Source organism: Massilia glaciei (genome assembly GCF_003011895.2).
GTDB classification, from domain to species: domain Bacteria; phylum Pseudomonadota; class Gammaproteobacteria; order Burkholderiales; family Burkholderiaceae_D; genus Telluria_A; species Telluria_A glaciei.
This window is the reverse complement of sequence record NZ_PXWF02000286.1, coordinates 1-22054: the sequence shown is the minus strand read 5'-3', so window position 1 is coordinate 22054 and position 22054 is coordinate 1. Positions and strand designations below refer to the sequence as shown.

The 22054-nt window shown below is 65.5% G+C and carries 14 protein-coding genes; 13 read left to right on the top strand and 1 reads right to left on the bottom strand.

The genetic code is table 11. The features are described from left to right. From C7C56_RS21735 to C7C56_RS21670, 13 genes are all read left to right on the top strand, one after another. Positions 1–954 carry an alpha-E domain-containing protein gene (locus C7C56_RS21735; protein ID WP_106759434.1) on the top strand — a complete coding sequence of 318 codons (954 nt, stop codon included), beginning with the start codon at positions 1–3 and terminating at the stop codon, positions 952–954. Between the two features lie 75 nt (positions 955–1029). Further along, positions 1030–4317, top strand: coding sequence for a transglutaminase family protein (locus tag C7C56_RS21730; protein WP_106759433.1), 3288 nt, complete (start codon positions 1030–1032; stop codon positions 4315–4317). 462 nt (positions 4318–4779) lie between these two features. Next, complete coding sequence (locus C7C56_RS21725; RefSeq protein ID WP_106759432.1) at positions 4780–7338, top strand: circularly permuted type 2 ATP-grasp protein; 2559 nt, start codon at positions 4780–4782, stop codon at positions 7336–7338. Further along, positions 7335–8267: a transglutaminase family protein gene (locus tag C7C56_RS21720; RefSeq protein ID WP_106759431.1), complete on the top strand. Its 933-nt coding sequence runs from the start codon at positions 7335–7337 to the stop codon at positions 8265–8267. Before C7C56_RS21725 ends, C7C56_RS21720 begins: the two co-directional genes overlap by 4 nt. 57 nt (positions 8268–8324) lie before the next feature. Further along, complete coding sequence (locus tag C7C56_RS21715; RefSeq protein ID WP_106759430.1) at positions 8325–9122, top strand: transglutaminase domain-containing protein; 798 nt, start codon at positions 8325–8327, stop codon at positions 9120–9122. A 647-nt stretch (positions 9123–9769) separates the two neighbouring features. After that, positions 9770–11206 (top strand): hybrid sensor histidine kinase/response regulator, encoded by a 1437-nt coding sequence (locus C7C56_RS21705; protein ID WP_106759429.1) that lies wholly within the window; start codon positions 9770–9772, stop codon positions 11204–11206. Positions 11207–11360: 154 nt separating this feature from the next. Further along, the gene (locus tag C7C56_RS21700) at positions 11361–11804 is read left to right on the top strand and encodes a BlaI/MecI/CopY family transcriptional regulator (protein ID WP_229458919.1); all 444 of its coding nucleotides are present in this window, start codon (positions 11361–11363) and stop codon (positions 11802–11804) included. Then, positions 11801–12820 (top strand): M56 family metallopeptidase, encoded by a 1020-nt coding sequence (locus tag C7C56_RS21695; RefSeq protein WP_106759428.1) that lies wholly within the window; start codon positions 11801–11803, stop codon positions 12818–12820. The genes C7C56_RS21700 and C7C56_RS21695 overlap by 4 nt, the downstream gene beginning before the upstream one ends. Before the next feature lie 37 nt (positions 12821–12857). Next, positions 12858–14138, top strand: a complete 1281-nt coding sequence (locus C7C56_RS21690; protein ID WP_181373295.1) for a TolC family protein — start codon at positions 12858–12860, stop codon at positions 14136–14138. Next, positions 14078–15727 carry an efflux RND transporter periplasmic adaptor subunit gene (locus tag C7C56_RS21685; protein WP_146204597.1) on the top strand — a complete coding sequence of 550 codons (1650 nt, stop codon included), beginning with the start codon at positions 14078–14080 and terminating at the stop codon, positions 15725–15727. Before C7C56_RS21690 ends, C7C56_RS21685 begins: the two co-directional genes overlap by 61 nt. A gap of 9 nt (positions 15728–15736) precedes the next feature. Continuing rightward, positions 15737–18877: an efflux RND transporter permease subunit gene (locus C7C56_RS21680; RefSeq protein ID WP_106759425.1), complete on the top strand. Its 3141-nt coding sequence runs from the start codon at positions 15737–15739 to the stop codon at positions 18875–18877. Positions 18878–18889: 12 nt separating this feature from the next. Next, positions 18890–19600, top strand: a complete 711-nt coding sequence (locus C7C56_RS21675; protein WP_441295177.1) for a HupE/UreJ family protein — start codon at positions 18890–18892, stop codon at positions 19598–19600. 9 nt (positions 19601–19609) lie between these two features. Next, entirely contained in the window at positions 19610–20275 is a 666-nt protein-coding gene (locus C7C56_RS21670) for a hypothetical protein (protein WP_146204596.1), read from the top strand. A 509-nt stretch (positions 20276–20784) separates the two neighbouring features. On the opposite strand, the gene C7C56_RS21660 is transcribed toward C7C56_RS21670, so the two are convergent. Further along, positions 20785–21915: a sensor histidine kinase gene (locus tag C7C56_RS21660; RefSeq protein ID WP_181373294.1), complete on the bottom strand. Its 1131-nt coding sequence runs from the start codon at positions 21913–21915 to the stop codon at positions 20785–20787. Between the last annotated feature and the right edge of the window lie 139 nt (positions 21916–22054).

The window sequence follows — 22054 nt, the reverse complement described above, 5'->3', positions numbered from 1 at the left end:
ATGCTGAGCCACACCGCAGACCACCTATTCTGGATGGCCCGTTACACAGAGCGCGCCGAAAGCACGGCCCGCATGCTCGACGTTTGCATCCAGAACGCGCTGATGCCGCAAACGGCGCTGGCCGCGCAACAGGGTTGGCGCGCGCTGCTGCGCATGTCCGAGTTGGAGGGCGCCTTCGACGCCCAATACGATGCGCCCACGCAAAAGAACGTGATCGACTTCCTCGTGCGCGACCTCAAGAACCCGTCCTCGATCGCCAGTTGCCTCACCGGTGCGCGTGAGAACGCGCGGGCCGTGCGCGGCACCCTCACGACCGAGGTGTGGGAAACCAAGAATGCCACCTGGATCGAGATGCAGGACCTGCTCAAGGGCGACATGCTCGAGCACAATCCCAGCCAGTTCTTCGAGTGGGTCAAGCACCGCTCCCATCTGTCGCGCGGGGTCACGGTCGGCACCATGCTGCAGGACGAGGCGCTCAATTTCATCCACCTCGGCACCTTCCTCGAGCGGGCCGACAACACGGCGCGCATCCTCGACGTGAAGTTCCAGGCGGTCGGCGCGATCGAGCCGGGCACCGTGCCCGAGTTCTACTATATGGCGGCGCTGTTGCGTTCGGTCTCGGCGTTCGAGGTGTACCGCAAGGTCTACCGCGACGCCATCACCGCGGCCCGCGTGGCCGAGTTGCTCATGCTCGAGCCCAAGTTGCCGCGGTCGCTCGTGGCCTGCATGGGCGCCGTGGTCTGCAACCTCCGTGAGATCCGCAACACGCAGTCGCAGGAGACCGAGCGCTTCGCCGAGCAACTCCATGCCGACCTGCAGGCGGCCGCCATCGACGACATTCTGGAGCAGGGCCTGCACGCCTACCTGACCAAATTCCTCTCCTGCGTCGACGAGCTGGGCCGGCGCATCAGCCGCGATTTCCTGGTGCCGGACGAAAGCATGGAAGCCGCCTGACGCTCCGCCCCCGACGCGCCCCACGGGGCCGCGTCCCGTCCGCCCCGCGCAAGAATCATTGAAAGGCATTACCGAATGGCCATCCGCGTCGCGTTGCACCACAAAACAAGTTACCACTACGACCGCCTGGTCACGCTGTCGCCGCACGCGGTGCGCCTGCGCCCGGCGCCGCACGCGCGCACGCCGATCCTGTCGTATTCGCTCACGGTCTCGCCCGAGCAGCATTTCATCAATTGGCAGCAGGACCCCTACGGCAACTACATCGGCCGCTTCGTGTTCCAGGAGCTGACCAACGTGCTCGAGTTCACGGTCGACCTCGTGGCCGACATGACGGTCATCAACCCCTTCGATTTTTTTGTCGAAAAATACGCCGAGAGTTTCCCCTTCAGCTATCCGGCCCAGCTCAACGCCGAGCTCGGCCCCTACATCAAGTCGGAGGCGCCCGGCCCCTTGCTCACGCAGTGGGTGGCGGCCGCGCGGCGCGAGCTGCTGTCGGCGCCCATGAACACCAACAACTTCCTGGTGGCCATCAACCAGCGCCTGCAGGGCGACATCGCCTACCTGCTGCGCATGGAGCCGGGCGTGCAGACGCCCGAGCAAACCCTTGGCAATGGCTCGGGCTCCTGCCGCGACACCGGCTGGCTGCTGGTGCAAATCTTGCGCGAGATGGGCCTGGCCGCGCGCTTCGTCTCCGGCTACCTGATCCAGTTGCGCGCCGACCGCCAGGCGCTCGACGGCCCCAGCGGCGCCGAGGCCGACTTTACCGACCTGCACGCCTGGACCGAGGTCTACATTCCGGGCGCCGGCTGGATCGGGCTCGACCCCACCTCGGGCATGCTGGCCAGCGAGGGCCACATTCCGCTGGCGTGCACGGCGCTGCCGTCGTCGGCCGCGCCCGTGAGCGGCTACACAGACAAGGCTGGGGTCACCTTCTTCCACGAGATGACGGTCACCCGCATCCACGAGGACCCGCGCGTGACCAAGCCCTACACCGAGGCCGACTGGGAGGCGATCGACCTCCTCGGCCAGCAGGTGGATGCCGACCTCAAGCGCCAGGACGTGCGCCTGACCCAGGGCGGCGAGCCCACCTTCGTCTCGATCGACGACATGGACGGGCCGCAATGGAACACGCTGGCCCACGGCGACGAGAAGCGCGCGCTGGCGGGGCAATTGATGCACCGACTCAAAAACCACTTCGCGGCCAACGGCATGTTGCACTACGGGCAGGGCAAATGGTATCCGGGCGAGCCGCTGCCGCGCTGGGCGCTCAACATCTTCTGGCGAGTGGACGGCCAGCCGATGTGGCGCGACGCCACGTTGTTCTCCGACGAAAACAAACACGACGGCTACGGCGACGCCGAGGCGGCCGCCTTTGTCGCCAACCTGTCCAAGGCGCTCGGCTTGCCCGTCGGCAGCCAGATCGCCGCCTACGAGGACGTGGTGCAGCAAGCCCACCTCGAGCAATGCCTGCCGGTCAACCTCGATCCGCTGGTGGCCGACCTGTCCGCGCCGGAACAGCGGCGCCGCCTCGCGCGCCTGCTCGAGCAGGGGCTGGGCGCGGTGGCGGGCTACGTGCTGCCGCTCAAGGCCAAGGATGTCGAGCCCGACGGCGCGCACGGCACCGTCTGGCGCACCTCGGCCTGGCCGCTCAAGCGCGAATACCTGTACCTGACCGAGGGCGACTCGCCGATGGGGCTGCGCCTGCCCTTGAGCACACTGCCCTGGGTCCTGCCCGAGGACATGCCGGTCGACTACGACGTCGACCCGTTCGCGCCGCGCGGCGAGCTCGCCGCCGCCGGCGAACAGGTGGACGTGGCCGAGGAGCCCGCCTCGAAAGAGGTGATCCACACCGCGTTGTGCGTCCAGGTGCGCGACGGCCGCCTGCATGTGTTCATGCCGCCGCTCACGCGCGTCGAGGATTATCTGGCGCTGGTCGCGGCGGTCGAGAACACGGCCGCCAAGCTCAAATGCAAGTTGTGGATCGAGGGCTACCCGCCGCCGCGCGACCCGCGCATCAAGATGCTCAGCGTCACGCCGGACCCGGGCGTGATCGAGGTCAACATCCACCCGGCGGCGAGCTGGAAGGAGCTGGTCTACAACATGACCACGCTGTACGAGGAGGCGCGCCTGACCCGCCTCGGCACCGAAAAATTCATGGTCGACGGCCGCCACACCGGCACCGGCGGCGGCAACCACGCGACCCTGGGCGGCGCCACCGCCGAGGACAGCCCCATGCTGCGCCGGCCCGACCTGCTCAAGAGCCTGATCACGTATTGGCAAAACCATCCGGCGTTGTCGTACCTGTTCTCGGGCACCTTCATCGGGCCCACCAGCCAGGCGCCGCGGGTGGACGAGGCGCGCGACGACAACCTGTACGAACTGGCGATCGCCTTCCAGCAAATGGACCAGGTGCTGCCAACGCTGGAGGAGGGCGAAAAGCCGTGGATGGTCGACCGCCTGCTGCGCAACCATCTGGTGGACTTGACGGGCAACACGCACCGGTCCGAGTTTTCTATCGACAAGTTGTATTCGCCGGATGGGCCGACCGGGCGGCTTGGTCTGGTCGAGTTCCGCGCCTTCGAGATGCCGCCGCACGAGCGCATGAGTTTATTGCAAATGCTGTTGCTGCGCGCGCTGGTGGCACGTTTCTGGCGCGAGCCGTACGAGGCCAAGCTGGTGCACTGGGGCACGTCCCTGCACGACCGCTGGATGCTGCCGCACTTTGTTGCGCAGGACATCCGCGACGTCGTCAAGGACCTGCGCGCGGCCGGGTATGCGTTCGAGGAGCGTTGGTTCGACCCGTTCATCGAATTCCGCTTTCCGCGTTTTGGCACCGTCGTTTATGAGGGCGTGGAGATGGAGTTGCGCCAGGCGATCGAGCCGTGGAACGTGCTTGGCGAGGAAATGGCCGCCGGCGGGACCGCGCGTTATGTCGATTCGTCGCTCGAGCGGATGCAGTTGCTGGTGCGCGGACTGACCGACGGGCGCCATGTGGTAGCCTGCAACGGGCGCATGTTGCCATTGGCGCCGACCGGGATTCCGGGCGAGTATGTTGCGGGCGTGCGCTTCAGGGCCTGGAGCCCGTGGTCGGCTCTGCATCCGACCATCAAGGTGCAGGCGCCGCTCACGTTCGACCTGGTCGATACCTGGAGCGGACGGGCGATCGGCGGTTGCACGTATCATGTCACCCATCCGGGCGGGCGCAGCGAGGAACATTCGCCGGTTAATGCCAATGCCGCCGAGGCGAGGCGCTTTTCGCGCTTTTGGGCGCACGGGCACACGCCGGGGCCGATGAAGGTGGTCAAAGAAGACCTAAACCCGAGTTTTCCGACGACGCTGGATTTGCGTTGGCAACCGGGTTGATTTGATTGGGGCCTAAAATGCCACAGAAATCGTATGAGACAGAAATCGAATGCGGCAGAAATCGTGAAACGCAAATTTTGAACAAAAAAAGCCAACGTCATCCCCGCGAAAGCGGGGACCCATACTGATTTCGCATCTACGCGCAATTCGAACCTTTAAACCGGTCGCCCGCTGTAAAAGTTTTTAATAGCTCGGTACGGCTTACTCACTATGGGTCCCCGCTTTCGCGGGGATGACGGTATATGGTGCGGTGACGTTTGTATGGCGCGGTGACGTTTGTATGGCGCGGTAACGTTTGTATGGCGCGGTAACGTTTGTATGGTGCGATGACGTTTGTATGGTGCGCCGCTAATCGGGCCGCCGAGCGCCGAGCCCCCGGAAATGACATGGAGGTGCACTGCGAAGTTATGCAAACTTCCAAACAGCAGCGCACCAGCATCAACAGCAAGGAACAAGCAAGGCATGGTACAAAAACTCCTCGACCCGTATCAGGTCGCGCCCGAAAGCTACGACGAAATCCTCGACGCCTCGGGACAACCGCGCGCGCACTGGCGCGCCATGCTCGAGCGTCTCGCCGCCGAAAATCCCGATGCCATGCGCGAGCGCGTCGAAACGGTGCAACGCCAGATTCGCGAAAACGGCGTCACCTACAACGTCTACGCCGACGCCAAGGGCGTGCAGCGACCGTGGGACCTCAACGCGCTGCCGTTGATCCTGCCGCAGGACGAGTGGCGCGGCATCGAGGCCGCCGTGATCCAGCGCGCCACCCTGATGAACCGCATCCTCGGCGACGTCTACGGCGAGCAGCAGATGCTCGCCGAAGGCCTGCTGCCGCCCGCGCTGATCCACGCCCACGCGGGCTTCTTGCGCCAGTGCCACGGCATGCGCCACCGCGACGGCATCGCCTTGCACTTCTACGCGGTCGACCTCGCGCGCGCCCCCGACGGACGCTGGTGGGTCATCACCGACCGCACCCAGGCGCCGTCGGGCGCCGGCTACGCGCTCGAGAACCGCTCGATCATCGCGCGCACCTTCCCCGACCTCATGCGCGACCTCAAAGTGCGCCCGCTGACCGGGTTCTTCAGCGCCATGCGCGACAGCCTGGTCCACTGGGGCCGCCAGAGCGCCCTGCGCGGCGGCGCCGGCGCGGCCCTGCGCGAGAGCGAAACGCCGCTCATCGTGCTGCTCACGCCGGGCCCGTACCACGAGACCTATTACGAACAAGCCTTCATGGCGCGCCACCTCGGCCTGCCGCTGGTCGAGGGCGGCGACCTGACCGTGCGCAACGGCATGGTCTGGCACAAGACCCTGTCCGGCCTCAAGCGCGTGCACGTGATCGTGCGCCGCGTCGACGACGATTTTTGCGATCCGCTCGAACTGCGCGCCGGCTCCGCCCTCGGCGTGGGCGGCCTGACCGAGGCCGCGCGCAGCGGCAACGTGCTCATCGCCAACAGCCTCGGCTCGGGCCTGCTCGAGTCCGGCGCGCTGCTCGGCTTTTTGCCGGCGCTGTCGCGGCGCCTGCTCGGCGAGCCGCTCAAGATGCCGTCGGTGGCAACCTGGTGGTGCGGCCAGGAGAAGGCGCTCGAACAGGTCGTCGCCAAGCTCGACCGGCTGGTCATCAAGCCGACATTCCCGCAGTTGCGCCAGCCCACCGTCTTCGGCCAGGACTTGACGGGCGAGGCGCGCGCCGCCTTCATCGAGGCGCTGCGCGCCAATCCAAACAACTATGTGGCGCAGGAACTGGTGCGACTGTCGCAGGCGCCCGTGTGGCAGCCCGGCCCGCTCGGCGGCCTGCACGGGCGCTCGATCGGCCTGCGCGTGTACGCCTGCGCCACGCCCAACGGTTATATCGTCATGCCGGGCGGACTGACCCGGGTCGCCACCGGCCTCGATTCGCGCGTCATCACGATGCAGCGCGGCGGCGGCAGCAAGGACACCTGGGTGCAGGCGAGCGCGCGCCCGGCCGCGCCGCGTCCGGTGCAGCGCATCACCACCAGCGCCGACCTGATCCGCGACGACACGCATCTGTCGAGCCGCATGGCCGAAAACCTGTTCTGGTTCGGCCGCCACAGCGAGCGCTGCGACGACATCGCGCGCCTGCTGCGCGTGGCGCTGGGCATGCTGTTTGACATCGACGCCGATGACCGCGGCGCCGAATGGCCCGCCATCAAGTCGCTGTGCGCCTGGTACTACCTGATCGACACCAAGGACCCGGCCAAGGGCGAGTCCCCGGCGCTCGCCGCAATCGAGCCCCCCGACCATCCGTTCGTGTTGACCGACGCCCAGGTCGAGGCGGCCCTGATGCTCGCCGTGGTCTCGACCGATGTGCCGGGGCTTGCGCGCCAGCAGCAGGCGCTGTACCAGAGCGCGAGCCACCTGCGCGAGCGCCTGTCGGTCGACAACTGGCGCGCGCTCAACCAGATGGAGCAGCGCGTGGCCGACGTCAGCCATCCGTCGCAGGCGGAGGTCGTCGCGATCCTCGACGAGACGGCGGCCTCGCTGATGACCCTGTCCGGCTTCGCCCTCGACGGCATGAACCGCGACCTCGGCTGGCGCTTCCTGTCGGTCGGCCGGCGCGTCGAGCGCCTGCAATTTATGTGCGTGGTGCTGCAGCGCGCGCTGGCGATGGATGCCGGCGGCAACCTCGACTGGCTGCTCGAATTGTCCGACAGTATCGTCACCTACCGCTCGCGCTACCGCGCGCGGCCAGAGTGGCTGCCCGTGCTCGACCTGCTGCTGCTCGACGGCACCAATCCGCGCGGCATGCTGTTCCAGATCGACGGCATCCTGGGCGGCCTGGGCAAGATCGCCCTGGCCTATGGCGATTGCGGGGCCCAGTGGCTGGCGCCGCTCAGGGACGAACTGCTGGCGCTCTCGCCCGAGACGGACCTGTATTGCGGCAACGCGCGCCTGATCGACCTGCTCAGCCGCATCAACGTGGCCAGCTCCTCGATGTCCGAGCAGATCGGCCTGCGCTTCTTCAGCTATACTGGCAAGCCCTCCGACAGAATGCCAACATGACCGGTTTGCCGACGCCCGCAGTCGCCAGCGCCCGCTACCGGGTGGACCACGAGACGCACTACACCTATGCGAACGCGGTGACGTTGTCGCAGCAATTTTTGCACATGACGCCGCGCGACTTCGCGCACCAGACCACGACCGCGCACGAGATCGTGGTCGATCCGCAGGAGGAGGACGGCGTCGCCGGCACCGACTTCTTTGGCAATTGCACCCGGCACATCGCGATCACCACGCCGCACAGGGAGTTGCTGGTGCACGCGCAGTCGACGGTCGCGCTCACGGCGCGCCCCGGCGTCGAGCAGATCAAGGGCTCGCCGGCGTGGGAACCGCTGCGCGACTCGATGCAGGCGCACCTTGGCGCCGGCACGCTCGAGGCCTGCCGCTACTTGTACGCGTCGCCGCATGTCAATTGGAACCATGAGCTCGAAGCCTACGCGCGCGTCAGCTACACCGAGGGCCGCCCGCATCTCGACGCCGCGCTGGAACTGACGCGCCGCATCTTCGACGACTTCGAGTTCGACGGCACCGCGACCGAGATATCGACCCCGCTCGAAGCCGTGCTCAAGGGCCGGCGCGGGGTCTGCCAAGACTTCGCGCAACTGATGATCGGCTGCCTGCGCAGCATCGGTTTGCCGGCGCGCTACATGAGCGGCTACATCCTGACCCATCCGCCGGCGGGGCAGCCGCGCATGATCGGCGCCGACGCCTCGCATGCCTGGGTCTCGGTGTACAGCCCCGATCTGGGCTGGGTCGATTTCGATCCGACCAATTGCTGCCTGGTGCAGAACGAACACGTCACGCTGGGCTGGGGCCGCGACTTCAGCGACGTCACGCCGCTGCGCGGCATCGTCCTCGGCGGCGGCAAGGCCAAGCTGGCGGTCAGGGTCACGGTCACGCCGCTGTGCCTGTCGCCCGAGGCGCCAGGTTGACCGGTCGCCGCCGCGCCGGGACGCCCCGCGCCCAATTAATCGAAAAGGAACACATTTATGTGGCTGCGCACCAGTTGTAACCTGGACTTTGTCGTGCACGTGCCGACGCCGTTCATCCTCATGCTGCGTCCGCGCAGCGGTGCCCATCAATGGGTCGCGCGCGAGAGCTACATGCTCAAGCCGAGCGTGCCGGTGGTCGAGTACACCGACCTGTACGGCAACCTGTGCCAGCGCCTGATCGCGCCGCCGGGCCAATTTTCGATCCGCACCTCGGCCGACGTGATGACCTCCGACACGATCGACGTGTGCCCGGGCGCGCCCTACAACGAAGTGCAGAACCTGCCCGACGAGGTGCTGACCTATCTGTTGCCGAGCCGTTATGTCGAATCCGAGCAGTTCTTCACGATGGCCAACCAGATCGTGGCCAACGCGGCGCCCGGGTACGACCAGGTGGTGTGCATCAGCGACTGGATCCGGCGCTCGGTGCGCTTCAACCCGGCCTCGGCCAACCATTACATGTCGGCCGTGCAGGTGAACCAGCAGGGGGAGGGCGTGTGCCGCGATCTGGCGCACATGGGCATCGCGCTGTGCCGCGCGCTGTGCATTCCGGCGCGCATGGTGGTCGGTTATCTGCACGGGCTCGAGCCGATGGATTTGCACGCCTGGTTCGAGGCCTATGTGGGTGGGCGCTGGTACACCTTCGACCCGACGCAGGCGACGCCGCGCGGCGGGCGCGTGGCAGTCGCCTTCGGGCACGACGCGGCCAATGTCGCGATATCGAGCCAGTTCGGCCCCGCGCTGCAGCCGACGTCGATGCTGGTGGCGGTGGAATTGCTGGAGTCGGCGCCAGATTGAGCGTGCAAGGGCGAAAACCACTTCGTCCTCGCCTTCGCGCAACCTTCAGGCCCGGGACTGCTGCCTGGGATATTTCCCTTGATGCCGCAGCGGTGCGAAATTTGTTTAACGCGGCAGAAATCGCGCCACGATTTTCATCGATAAACTAACCCACGTCATCCCCGCGATGGCGGGGACCCATGCCGAGCTTGCCTTTACGCGAAGTTCCAACCTTCAGGCCTGGGACTGTCCGGGATGTTTTCCCTGGAATCAAGATAGTGCAAGGCGAGGAAACATTGAGGTTGTATCAATTCAACACGAAGACCGCAAAACACTTCTTCTGCGGCCACTGTGGAATCTATACGCATCACCAGAGACGCTCGAATCCGGCCGAGTACGGCTACAACGTGGGTTGCCTCGAGGGCGTGAATCCGTTTGAGCTCGAGACGGTACCTACCAGCGACGGCGTCAACCATCCGGCGGGTCGAAGTTTTTGAAAGAGCGGTAAGCGTTCACTTCTGCCCCGAGTGCCTTGCCCTCGCCCGACGGCCCGAGGCACCAAGGTCCAATGTTGAAAAAAGCCTATGTTCGCCAACTAACAGACCTGTTACCATCGGAGTGATACTTTCGGTATTCGAGCCGCGGCAGCACAAAAGCAGGGAATCTACATGTCACACCATCGACGGCCAGCGATTTCCGAGCCAGCAGGCGGCGGTCGGGACGGGACGTCTTTTTTTGACGGCCGGCGCGCTTGCGCCGAGGGCGGGGAAAGCGCCGACCAGCCGCTTTCACTCCTGGCCTCCGGACTGGATGGGCGCAAGGCCGAAGTTCCAGTGACCGAGGCGTCCTGGCAAGCGGAGCGGCTCCTGCTGGTCGAAGAAATCGGCCGCCTTCGCATGGCGGCCTCGGAACGCGACGCCTTGTTGCTGCAAAACGAGGCTTTGTGTGCCGCCAACGAGAACCTGGTGCTGGCCACGATCGACGCGCAGTATCTGCGCGATGAGGCGCAGGCCGTCAACCATCGGCAGAGTGAGTTTCTGGCGATGCTCGCCCATGAGTTGCGCAATCCGCTCGCGCCCATCGCCATGGCGGCGAGCATGCTTGCCAAACTGGCGCAACCGACCCCACAGCTGTCGCAGGTCCAGACAATAATCGACCGTCAAGTTAAACAACTCTCGTATCTGCTCGACGACTTGCTCGATGCCGCACGCATCACCAGCGGAAAAATCACCTTGCGGCGCCAGACGATCGTGCTGGCGGACCAACTGGCGACGGCGATGGAGACGGTGCACTCGTGCGTGGCCGCGCGCGGGCAGCTGATGGAGCTCCACGTGCCGTCCGGGGACATCATGCTCGATGCCGACCCGACACGCCTGGTGCAAGTGGTTTCCAACCTTCTGGTCAACGCGTCGAAGTTCACGCCCGACCACGGCAAGATCGTGCTCACCGCGTGGCGCGCCGACGACACGGTGAAGATCACGGTCGCCGATAACGGGGCAGGTATTGCCGCCGATGTCCTGCCGAATATTTTTTCATTGTTCGCGCAAGGCCCGCGTTCGCTGGCCCGATCCGAAGGGGGGCTGGGCATCGGCTTGAATGTCGTGCGCAAGGTTGTCGAAATGCACGGCGGCACCGTCGAGGCGTCCAGCGAGGGGCTTGGCCACGGAAGCGTGTTCACCGTCACCCTGCCGTGCCCGCCCAAGCCACGCGCCGCCGCGCCGCAATTGCCGCAAAGGGGGGAGGGCCGCCGCCACAGCATACTGCTGGTCGAGGACAATCGCGATGCCAGTGAGATGTTGGAAATGCTTCTGCTGGCCGAGGGGCATTCCGTCGTCACGGCATTCGATGGCCCGGCCGGCCTGGCCGCGGCGCGCGCCCGGCGTTTCGACGTTCTCATTTGCGACATCGGCTTGCCCGGGCTTTCCGGCTACGACCTGATGCGCGAACTGCGTGCGAGCGCCGATGCGGACATTCCTTTCGCTATCGCCTTGTCGGGCTATGGCCAGGCCGACGATCTGGCCCGCGGCATCGGGGCCGGCTTCGCCCGGCACTTGGTCAAGCCGGTCGATTTCGGCGTGCTGTCGGATCTGCTGGCGTCGCTATAGGTGACGCATACTCGGGTGCGGTGAGCCGCAGCACGGCGTGGGATCGCCCCGTCTTTCGCTCGCGGCTCCCCGGTGACGCGGAAAACGGTGAAGCGGCGGGCAGTTATGTCGTCCATTTTCATTAAAAACCGACGGGCGATCGGTTTTTGATAGAATGCACATTCCCGTCGCGCTCGAAATGGAATTGCCCGTGCTACCGTCTCATCCCCCAAACTTAGGTGACCTGGAAAAAGCCGTCCTCGAGGACTTGTGGGAACACGCCTGTGGCGACGCAAAGGAGGTGCACAGCCGTGTCGGGGTGGCGCGCAGCATCTCCTTGAACACCGTGCAGTCGACGCTTGAGCGATTGCACCGGAAGCAATTGCTCTCGCGCGAAAAGATCAGCCATGCCTACCAGTACACCGCGCGCGTCCAGCGCGAGGAATTGATGGGGGCGATGATCGCGGGCCTGGTCGGTTCGCTCGGCCAGGTGCAGTCGGGCGCCATGTTGTCGGCGTTTGTCGATTTCGCCGTCCGGGCAGACCACTCCAACCTCGACCGCCTGGAAGCGCTGATCGCGGCGCGGCGCGCCGAACAGGACGATGGGGTGGCGCCATGAATGCGCTGCTAAATCAGTATGGCGGATTGTTCCAGGCCGGCGTGTTTGCGACGGTCCTTTTTGCGCTGGCGATATCGCTGGTTTGCGCGCTGAGCTATCCGGCGCTGCAAAAATTCTTCGATGGGGTGCCGCCCGACAGGAGGGCGAACATGCTGTTCGTGTTCGCAATGTCGCCCTTGCTTGGCTCGTTCGCCTTTCTGTTGCTCAGCTTCGCGCCGTCGCTCCTGGCATTGGCCGGTCTGGCCGCCGATCATTGCCACCTGCACCCCGACCACCCGCATCTTTGCCTGCTGCATCCGCCCATGATCGGGCGCGCGAGCGTATTGATGTTGCTCTCCATCGCCGGATGCGCCGTGCCGCTCGCTTTGATGGCGGCATGGGCATACGGTGTCTGGCGATCACATCGATTGGTTTCGCGCCTGATGCGGCTCAGCCATCGCGACGAGGTGCATGGCGTTCACGTGGTCGCGCTCGACGCTCCCATGGCCTTTGCCGCCGGCCTGCGCATGCCGGAGCTGTTCGTCTCAAGGCAGTTGCTTGCGCGCCTGACACCACAGCAATTGGCGGTTGTGATCGCCCATGAGCGCGCGCACGCCGTGCGCCAGGACGCCTTGCGCCAGTTGCTCGCCTCGTTTGGTGCATGGCTGCATCTGCCGTCCCTGCGCCGCACCCTGCTCGCCGAAATGGCGATGGCGGCGGAGCAGGCATGCGATGAGCGCGCTGCCATGCACACCGGCGGCGACCGCATCACCGTCGCCGAAACCATCATCAAGGTTGAGAAGCTGTTCGCGCAATGGGCGCCCATCGGGGATGCTGCCGTATTGCCGATGCCGGTCAGCCATTTTGTCGGCAGCAATGTGCCGTGCCGTGTCCAAGCCCTGCTCGCACTGCCGGCCGGGCCATCGTCGCACTCCGATGCGCGGCCCCTGTTGGCGCTGGCCTTGGCCGGCCTCATCGCGCTGGTCCTCCCCCTTCACCACATGACCGAGTCCCTGCTCGGCTTCCTCGTTCACTAGACCGGATATGCGCGCCATGCCAATCTCCCCACGTCCCGTGGCCACCAAAAAACCGATCGGTGATCGGCGTTTGTTGGCCGCCTCACTGTATGCCGGCATGCTGCTGCTGTCGCAAGGGGCGCTGGCCCAGACCCCTGGGGGCGCCAGCCCTTCGAGCCCCGCGCCGATGACGGAGCACGACAGCGTGCGCCTGGGGCTGGCCCGTCCCGACATCGCCACCTTGATCGAGGCCACCGTGGCGTCCGCGCGAAGCGATGTCGCCGAGGCGGGCCGGTGGGCTAATCCCACCCTCGACATCGGGCGCGAATCAATCAAGTCCCCACTTGGACAAAACACCGAACGCACCATCGAGCTGTCCCAGCAGTTTGACGTCGGCGGCAAGCGCGGCCTGCGGCGCGATGCGGCGCGCGAACGGCTGGCCGCGGTCGTGGCCGACACGGAGCAACGCCGCGTCGAGATCGCCGCCGAGATCCGCCAGCGCTTCTACGAGGCGCTGTACAGGCAAAAGCTGGCGGCCGCGACCGGCGACTGGGAGCGGCGCATGTCCGCGATCGCCGAGACGGTCAAGAAACTCCATCAGGGCGGCGAGGTGGCCGGCTACGACCGCCGCCGCATGGCGCTCGAACGGATGACGGCGCAAACACGGTCGCGCGTGGAGCAGGCGGAGTATCAAAAGGCGCTGCTGCGGCTCGCGGCCCTGACGGGCGACCCCGCGTCGCCGGCGGAGCCTGCGGGCGATTTGATCCCGCCCGAGCCGCAGGCCCTTGAATTGTTGTTGGCGCGGATAGACCAGCGCCCGGCGTTGCGCGCGCACGAGCGGCGTGCCGGCGCGTCCGAGCTTGACCGCCAGGCCGCCCGGCGCGCTTGGATCCCGGATGTGACCATCGGACTCGGCCAGAAGAGCGCCGAAAACGGCGGCGCCCGGGACAGCGGCACGGTGCTCAGCGTATCGGTGCCATTGCCATTCTTCGACCGCGGTCAAACCGGGCAGCAACGCGCCGCCGCGCAAGCCGACATCTCGCGCAGCGAGGCGCGACTGCTTCGCACCAGGCTCGACGGGGACGCGCGCGCCCTGTGGCAGCAACTGAAACAGCTGAACGCCGCCGCGCGTGATTACCGGGAGCAATCGACAACGGGTTCGCGGGAATTGGTGCGCATCGCCGAGGCCGCATACCAGGGCGGTGAGAGCAGCATTCTCGAATTGCTCGATGCCTACAAGGCCGCCCTCGAGGTGGAACAGCGCGCCCTGGAGTTGGGGTGGAACGCGCGGCGGGCGGCAATCGAATTGGACACTATCGCGGGGAACGGCAAACTATGAACAAACTTACACAGGGACGGAAATCTGCAAGCGCGCTCGCCTCGCTCTTGATCGTCGCGGGGGCATTGCTTATTGGCGGTTGCGACCGCCATGGCGAAGCCGGGCACGCCGAAGCCACGGCCAAGGAGGAGGGCGCGCAGCTGGAGCCGGTCACATTCACCCATTTCAGCGACCGCACCGAATTGTTTGTCGAGTTCCCGCCGCTGACGGTGGGACACGAATCGCCCTTCGCGGCGCATCTGTCGACGCTGAGCGACTTCAGGCCCGTCATGGCCGGCAAGGTGACCGTTACCCTGTCGGGCGGCAAGCAGCCAACCGAGACATTCACAGTCGACCGTGTGGCCAATCCCGGCATTTTCCGGCCCGTCGCCAAACCAAAATACCCCGGCCCGCGAAAGCTCGTTTTCAGGTTGGACACTGCGCAAGGCAGTTCGGTGCACGACCTTGGTGAGGTGACGGTTTTTGCCGACCAGGCGGGCGCTTTGAGGGCGCAAGCGGCCGAGAAGCCGGAGCCGCCCGGCGCGATCGCCTACCTTAAAGAGCAGCAATGGAAAACCGAATACGCGCTCAGCGAGGTTGGGAAGCGCAGTTTGCGCGAGTCCGTGGCCGCCACCGGCACCTTGCGCGCGCCGGCCAACCAGGACGCCCAATTGACCGCCGTGTCGGCCGGCCAGGTGGTCGCCGCGGGCCAGTTTCCCCAAATCGGCATGGTGGTAAAAAAAGGCCAGTTGCTCGCCTATCTGGTGCCGCGTTTGGGTGGCGACACCGATATCGCCACGCTGGACCTGGCCATGCAAAAGGCCCGCCTGGGTGTCCAGCAGGCGGCACGTGAACGCGAGCGCCTTGAGGCGCTGCACAAGCAGGAGGCGGTGCCGGAGCGGCGCGTGATCGCCGCCCGCAACGAGGAGAGCCTCGCGCGCGCCGAGTTGACGGGCGCCCAGCGGCGCGCCGGCCAGTACCGCAATGACGGCGGCTCAGGCGGCGGCATCGCCATCCGCGCGCCCATCTCGGGCACCGTTGCCGAGGTGGGCGTGGCGCCGGGCGGCTTCATCAACGAAGGCCAGCCGATCGTCCATATTGTCAATGCCGACCGGCTGTGGCTGGAGGTGCGCGTGGCCGAGAGCGACATCGGGCGCCTCGGCGAGCCCACGGGCGCCGCCTTCCGCGTCGACGGCTTCGATACAAGCTTCGAGATCGACGAGCGCCATGGCGGGCGCATCGTCGGCTTTGGCGGTGTGATCGATCCGGTTTCGCGCACCGCGCCGCTGGTCTTCGAGTTTCCCAATCCGCAACGACGCCTGCGCATAGGCATGGCCGCCCGCACCAGCGTGTTCGCGGGAAAGCGCATCGAGTCGCTCGCCATACCGGCCGCGGCCGTGGTCGACGACAACGGTGTGCCGGTGGTCTATGTGCTGCGGCACGGCGAGGCCTTTGAACGGCGCCAGGTGCGGCTCGGCGTGCGCGATGGCGACTGGGTTGCAGTGAAAAGCGGTGTCGCCGCGGGCGAACGCGTCGTCTCGAAAGGCGCTTACCAGGTCCGCCTCGCCGCTACGACCCCGGCCGCGATGGGCGAAGGCCATGCACATTAAGGCGGGCGCATGATTTCCAACATAATTGAATGGTCCCTCAAGAACCGCCTGTTCATCCTGCTCGGCGCGCTTGTGTTGATGCTGTGGGGCGGCTGGCAAACGAGCCGCATGCCGGTCGATGTGTTCCCCGACTTGACCGCCCCGGCGGTCACGGTCGTGACCGAGGCGCACGGCATGGCGCCGACCGAAGTGGAGGCCCAGGTCACGTTTCCGGTGGAAACGGCGATGAACGGCGCCTCCGGCGTGCGCCGCGTGCGCTCGGTCAGCGACGTCGGCATTTCGATCGTGACGGTCGAATTCGACTGGGGCACCGACATCTATCTGGCCCGCCAGATCGTCGCCGAGAAGCTGCAGCTGGCGCGCGCGGCGCTGCCCCCGGACGTGCCCACGCCGGTCATGGCGCCGGTCGCATCCGTCATGGGCGAGATCATGTTCGTGGCGCTCACGTCGGACGTCCACGCGGCCACGGAGCTCAAAACAACGGCCGATTGGGTGCTGCGCAAGCGCATTCTGGCGGTGCCCGGCGTGGCGGAGGTCATTCCCATCGGCGGCGACACCAAGCAATTCCAGGTCGTCGTGCAACCGGAGCGGCTGGCCAGTTACGGCATCACGCTGGGCGAGGTGACCGACGCCTTGCGCTCGTCAAACCAGAACGCCTCGGCCGGTTTCTACACCGAGGGCGCGCAGGAATATCTGATCCAGGGGCTGGGCCGGATCCGCGGCGCGGACGACATCGCCGATACCGCCGTGGCCACACGCAACGGCCAGCCGGTGCTGGTGCGCCATGTCGCGGCCGTCAAGATAGGGGCGGCGGCCAAACGGGGCACCGGCTCGTTCAGCGGCAAGCCCGCGGTGATCCTCGGCATCCAGAAGCAACCCGGGGCGAACACGCTGGAGCTGACGGGGCGGCTCGACGCCGTGTTCGACGACATGCAGGCGGCCCTGCCCAAGGGCATGAAAATCCACAGCCGCGTGTTCCGCCAGGCCGATTTCATCTCGACCTCGATTGAAAACCTGCTTGAAGCCGTGCGTGACGGCGCGATCCTCGTGGTCATCATCGTGTTCGGCTTCCTGCTGTCGGCGCGCGCCACCGCCATCACGCTCGTCGCGCTGCCGCTGTCACTGGTGGTGGCCACGCTGACGATGCAGGCGATGGGGGCGACCATCAACACCATGACGCTCGGCGGGCTGGCCATCGCCCTCGGCGCGCTGGTCGACGACGCCATCATCGTGGTCGAGAACATCGTGCGGCGGCTGCGCGAGAACAATTTGCGCGCGCCGGCGCTGCGCTTGACGCCGGCGCGGGTGGTGCTCGACGCCACACGCGAGATCCAGGGCTCGATCGTGTTCGCCACATTGATCATCATGCTCGTGTTCCTGCCGCTGTTCTTCCTGACCGGCGTCGAGGGGCGTTTGATGGTGCCGCTCGGTTCCGCCTATGTCGTCGCGCTGGCCGCCTCGCTGGCCGTGGCGCTGACGGTCACGCCGGTGCTCGCGCTTTGGCTGCTGCCAAATGCGAAGATCGTCACGAACCAGCAGGAGCCGCGTTTCTTGCACAGCCTCAAGCGGGGTTACGCCACCATGCTGGGCAAGGTACTGTCCCGGTGGCGCGCTGTCGCGCTTGCCAGCGGCGCCATGCTGGCCGCCGCCCTGTTCGCGCTGGCGTTCGCGGGCCGCGCGTTCCTGCCCGATTTCAACGAGGGAAGTTTGACGGTGTCGGCCGTCACCCTGCCTGGAACCGCGCTCGACGCGTCGGACCGGATGGCGCTGCGGGTCGAACAGATATTGCTCAGCCAGCCCGAGGTGACCGCGACGGCGCGCCGCACCGGGCGCGCCGAGCTCGACCCGCACGACCAGGGCATCAACGCATCGGAGATCGACGTCAGCCTGAGCATGAAAAAGCGCAGCAAGGATGAATTGCTGGGGGCGCTGCGCAAGGAATTCGCCATGCTGCCGGGAATGAATGTGGTGATCGGCCAGCCGATCTCGCACCGGATCGACCACATGCTGTCGGGCACCCGCGCGAACATCGCCGTCAAGATCCTTGGCGCCGATCTGTACGAGCTGCGCCGGGCGGGGGAACAGGTCAAGGCAGTGGCCGAGACCGTGCGCGGCGCGGTCGACGTTTCGGTCGAGCAGCAAATCGACATCCCTTTCGTCAATATCCGGTTCAAGCGCGAGGCGCTGGCGCGGGCCGGCCTGTCGGTCCGGACGGTGGCCGAGACGATCGAGACGGCCTTCGGCGGCCAGGTGGTGTCGAAGATCCTCGACGGCCAGACCAGCTTCGACCTGGCGGTGCGCTTCGATCCGGCGGCCAGCGCTTCGCTCGAGGCGATCAACGCGACGCTCATCACCACGGCCTCGGGCGCGCGTCTTCCATTGTCGGCGCTTGCCGATATCAGCAAGGACCGCGGCCCCAACCTGATCGGGCGCGAGAACGTCCAGCGCAAGATCGTGGTCATGGCCAACGTGTCCGGACGCGACCTCGCCGGCGTGGTCGACGAGTTGCGCCAACGCGTGCGGGCCGAGGTGAAGCTGCCGGTCGGCTACCATGTCGAGTACGGCGGCCAGTTCGAATCGGCGGAAACCGCGTCGCGCACCTTGCTGATGCTCGGCTCGGTGGTACTGGTCGGTATTTTTCTGCTGCTGTTCATGGCGTTCCGCTCGACCCGGGACGCGCTGCTGGTGATGCTCAATCTGCCGTTGGCGATGATCGGCGGGGTGGTCGGCGTGTTCGTGACGGGCGGGGTGTTGTCGGTGGCGGCGATCATCGGTTTTATCACCCTGTTCGGCATCGCGACGCGCAACGGCGTGATGCTGATCTCGCACATACGGAACTTGCTCGACAGCGGCGAGGCCACCGATCCGCTCGCCGCGGTGCGGCGTGGCGCCGAGGAGCGCCTGGTGCCGATCCTCATGACGGCCCTGGCCGCCGGTCTGGCACTGGTGCCGCTGGCATTGAGCGCGGGTGAGCCGGGCAGCGAGATCCAGGCGCCGATGGCCGTCGTGATCCTGTTCGGCCTGCTGTCGTCGACCGCGCTCAACATGTTTGTCGTGCCGGCGCTGTACCTGCGCTTCGGCAGCCACAGGACCGGAGCGGCCGCGGCCGGAATTTTTGTTCCTGCGCCACACGGCGCCGGGACCACCTAGAAGGAGACAGATGTGAGAGTGATAAAACAATGGTCCGGCCCCCTGCATCCATGGGTCTGGCTGCTGGGCCTGGCCCTGTGCATGCTGACCGCCGGCGCATTCGCCCACGGCGTGTCGGAGTCGGACAAGGGATTCCTCCAGGGCGCCACCGGCGTCCACTTTCTGCCCTATCTGTACCTGGGCGCCAAACACATGGTGACCGGCTACGACCACTTGCTGTTCCTGTGTGGCGTGATTTTCTTCCTCCACAAGATGAAGGACATCGGCCTGTACGTGACCCTGTTCGCGCTCGGGCATAGCACCACGCTGCTGCTTGGCGTGCTCAATGGCTGGCACATCAACGCCTACCTGGTCGACGCGATCATCGGCCTGTCGATCGTCTACCGGGCATTCGACAACCTGGGCGGCTTCAAGACGGTCTTTGGCGTGCAGCCCAACAAGAAGGCGGCGGTGCTGATCTTCGGCTTTTTCCACGGCCTCGGGCTTGCCACAAAACTCCAGGACTTCGCGCTGTCGGCCGATGGCCTTGTGCCAAACATGATCGCGTTCAATGTCGGTGTCGAGATCGGCCAGTTGCTCGCGCTTGGCATGATCCTCGTCGCGATGCGCTACTGGCGCTCCACGGCCAGTTTCGCGCGCCACGCCCTGGCGGGCAATTTCGCATTGATGACCGCGGGGTTCATCCTCGCGGGCTTCCAGTTCACCGGTTTCCTCAGTAAATAGGAGTTGCACATGTCCCAACAACCATCGAGTGGCGCCATCGTTGCGCCTAAAAAAGAACTTTTGCGCGGCATGGCGATCGCCGCAGCCGTCGCCGGGGTGATTTTGACGATCGCCGTATTGCCCGCCGAGTACGGGATCGATCCGACCGGCGCCGGCAAGGCGCTCGGATTGACCGCGATGCACGCGGAGGCGGGCGCGCCGGCGGAGGGGGCGGCGCCGGCGCCCGCGCCGGCGGAGATGGCGGCGGCGGCACCCGCGGCGCCAATCGTCGGCGCGGCGAAAATGTCGACCGTGTCGGCCCCGGGTGAGGAACGCGCGGCGACGATCGCGTCGAAACAGGCGGTCGCCTACCGTTCCGATGTGCAGGAGATTACGCTTCCGGCGGGAAAAGGATTGGAAGTCAAAACCCTTCTGGCGAAGGGCGCGACCCTGATCTACTCGTGGAAGACCGCAAACGGCGAAGCGCTCAACCACGACTTCCATGGCGAACCGGTCAACGCCAAGGGCGACGAGTTTGAAAGCTTCATCGAAGAAAACGGTGTCAGCCAATCGAGCGGTTCTCTGATAGCGCCGTTCACGGGCGTGCATGGCTGGTATTGGGCGAACAAGACCAACGCGCCCGTCAAACTGACACTGCGCGCCAGTGGTTTTTACACGGACATTTATAAGAAATAGCGGTGTGAAACCGCATGCGGGCGTCGTCTATGGCGTGGTCGGTCGGCGGTCGCGTCGGTGCCTCTGGCTGCGCCCACTGTGGAATCTATACCCACCACCAGCGACGTTCCAACCCGGCCGGGTACGGCCACAACGTGGCTTGCCTCGAGGGCGTGAACCCGTTTGAACTGGAGACGGCACCAATGCTGGCGTCAACCATCCGGCGGATCGCATTTCACGATGAATTTGTGAGCGCCCACTTCCGTGCGGAGTGCCCTCCCGCAGCCCGCTGCGGGGGGGGCAATGTCAGATCTGCTCGCTTCGCCCGGGGTGCTACGCGCTCTGGCGCCATCAGATGATTGGGCGGATGGACGCGGACAATATGACAGGTGGTGGCTGCGGATTTGGCGTGGCGGCCATGAATTTCTCGCGCGGAGTTAGTGCGAGGGGCTGAATTTCTCTCAGCCTCTCAGCCTCTCACGCCTTCCGGCCACATCGGAGCGCCTGGCTTGGCTATATTTTCGCCGCGATCAGCTCGGCATCCTGTGGCGAGGCAGGCTGATGGTGAACACACAGCCTATCCCCTCGAGGTTATGGACTGTCAGCGTTCCGTTATTCGATACCACAGTCTGTCTTGAGATGGTCAGGCCGAGACCGATCCCGGTGCGGTTTGTTCCCGCCTGCGAAAACGGCAAGAACATGGAGTTTGCCACTCCGGCGGGCAAGCCGCCACAATGATCCTTGACATCGATAAGGATTCGATCGCCCTGCGCGTACGCCGTCAGCAACACCTCGGTGCCTGGAGCGGTGAATTTGAAGCCGTTCTGCAGCAAGTTCGCCACCGCGGCGATGAGCAAATCGCGCGTCCCACTAAGCGCGAGGTCGGCGTCAACCGGAAGGACCCGAAACGAACAGCCATACATTCTGGCCGAGAGCGCGGCGGCGGCGTCAATCTCCTGGATGAATCCGGCAAGGGAGAACGCGTCCAAAGCCTCGGTTTGCTCGATTGAACGAACGTCCTGTATGGAATTCGTGATCAATCTGTCCATGCCGACCAGGCTGCGCTCAAGAACCGAACCTGTCGCGCCGGTAAGACTGAGGTTGCCCGCTTTGACAGCCGCGAACGCCAACGAGGCCGTCCCAAGCAGATTTCTAAGCTCGTGAGCGAAAAAACCCATTTGTTGATTGGACTCGTCGCTGCTGCGGGCGGCGTTAAGGCCGTCGCGTTGATAGCTGAACTCTGTCACGGCGTCGGAAATGGCATTGTCCAAGCAACGGTTCAGCGTGCGGAATTCATCAACCTCGAAAGGCGCATCGCGCTCCACCGCCAAATCCGTGATCGCCTGGCAAAGGTCGCCGTAGTCGTGCACCACCTGGTCAACAGTGAGCCCCAACGCCAACAGGTCCTTGCCGTGTTGGGCGGCCGACACGCTCACTTCCGAGAGAGCAACGCCGCCTCCGGCCGGCCCCGAAATGAGCTCACTGTTGTGCCTCTGCGGTGATTGCTCGACCCGGAGTGTCCTGATCAACTGGTCCAGAAACAAGGGGATGCCATTTTGGAGTTGCGCCTCGGTGGCTGAGCGACCGGGACGGTTTCCCACCTTAATGCGGCAACGCGCGGCGAGCTCGCCGCGGTTATTGGACAAAAAATTATGCAACATATTCAATGCTCCGTCCCGGGCTTGAGCCCAGGGAAACCGCAGATGTGCGAAGCAATCTTGACGACCGTTCATCGTACAGGGAAAACCCGGCGATTCGATATAGTTAGGGTTAATGCAGCAGTTCTCAATTCAAAAGCGA

Bases quoted from the DNA above. Each gene is read 5' to 3' on its own strand.
- C7C56_RS21730 (WP_106759433.1), top strand. From the start codon at position 1,030: ATGGCCATCCGCGTCGCGTTGCACCACAAAACAAGTTACCACTACGAC.
- C7C56_RS21720 (WP_106759431.1), top strand. From the start codon at position 7,335: ATGACCGGTTTGCCGACGCCCGCAGTCGCCAGCGCCCGCTACCGGGTG.
- C7C56_RS21700 (WP_229458919.1), top strand. From the start codon at position 11,361: ATGCACATTCCCGTCGCGCTCGAAATGGAATTGCCCGTGCTACCGTCT.
- C7C56_RS21680 (WP_106759425.1), top strand. From the start codon at position 15,737: ATGATTTCCAACATAATTGAATGGTCCCTCAAGAACCGCCTGTTCATC.
- C7C56_RS21735 (WP_106759434.1), top strand. From the start codon at position 1: ATGCTGAGCCACACCGCAGACCACCTATTCTGGATGGCCCGTTACACA.
- C7C56_RS21725 (WP_106759432.1), top strand. From the start codon at position 4,780: ATGGTACAAAAACTCCTCGACCCGTATCAGGTCGCGCCCGAAAGCTAC.
- C7C56_RS21695 (WP_106759428.1), top strand. From the start codon at position 11,801: ATGAATGCGCTGCTAAATCAGTATGGCGGATTGTTCCAGGCCGGCGTG.
- C7C56_RS21715 (WP_106759430.1), top strand. From the start codon at position 8,325: ATGTGGCTGCGCACCAGTTGTAACCTGGACTTTGTCGTGCACGTGCCG.
- C7C56_RS21660 (WP_181373294.1), bottom strand. From the start codon at position 21,915: ATGTTGCATAATTTTTTGTCCAATAACCGCGGCGAGCTCGCCGCGCGT.
- C7C56_RS21705 (WP_106759429.1), top strand. From the start codon at position 9,770: ATGTCACACCATCGACGGCCAGCGATTTCCGAGCCAGCAGGCGGCGGT.
- C7C56_RS21670 (WP_146204596.1), top strand. From the start codon at position 19,610: ATGTCCCAACAACCATCGAGTGGCGCCATCGTTGCGCCTAAAAAAGAA.